Source organism: Paraburkholderia sp. RL18-085-BIA-A, assembly GCF_046027075.1.
Taxonomy (GTDB): Bacteria; Pseudomonadota; Gammaproteobacteria; order Burkholderiales; family Burkholderiaceae; genus Paraburkholderia.
Genome location: NZ_JARESU010000652.1, coordinates 1 through 378, shown reverse-complemented (window position 1 = coordinate 378; position 378 = coordinate 1). Strand labels below are relative to the sequence as shown.

The window sequence follows — 378 nt, the reverse complement described above, 5'->3', positions numbered from 1 at the left end:
CAGCGCAGCAATGCGCTGCTGCTACCCGACCAGGACCATCGCCACATCAAATCCAGAACGAATGTCATGCTCGGTTTCAAACGGTTCAGGAGCGCCGCGACCACGATTTCAGGCATCGAGCTGACGCATCGAATTCGCAAGGGCCAGTTCGATCTCTCGAAGCTCGGCCTCAAGGATGCCGCTGCGCCCGCTGTATGGAATGCTGTCCTGTCCACTCGATAAGGTATCCTGCTTATACGAAACTTCTCAACCGGCTTACCTATTTGCACCAAAACCCTTATAGGCTGGCCTGCACGTACCCCTGCCGACGCTTCGCCGACATCCTCGCGGATGCCTGCGCACGGCTCGGGGCCGATGTGGTTCGCTATTCCTTCATCG

At 57.7% G+C, this 378-nt stretch carries 1 protein-coding gene; it reads left to right on the top strand.

The genetic code is table 11. The annotated features are described in order from the left end of the window. A partial coding sequence (locus P0D89_RS54250; RefSeq protein ID WP_408379884.1) for a DDE-type integrase/transposase/recombinase occupies window positions 1-222 on the top strand: 222 nt, incomplete at its 5' end. Window positions 223-378 lie beyond the last annotated feature (156 nt).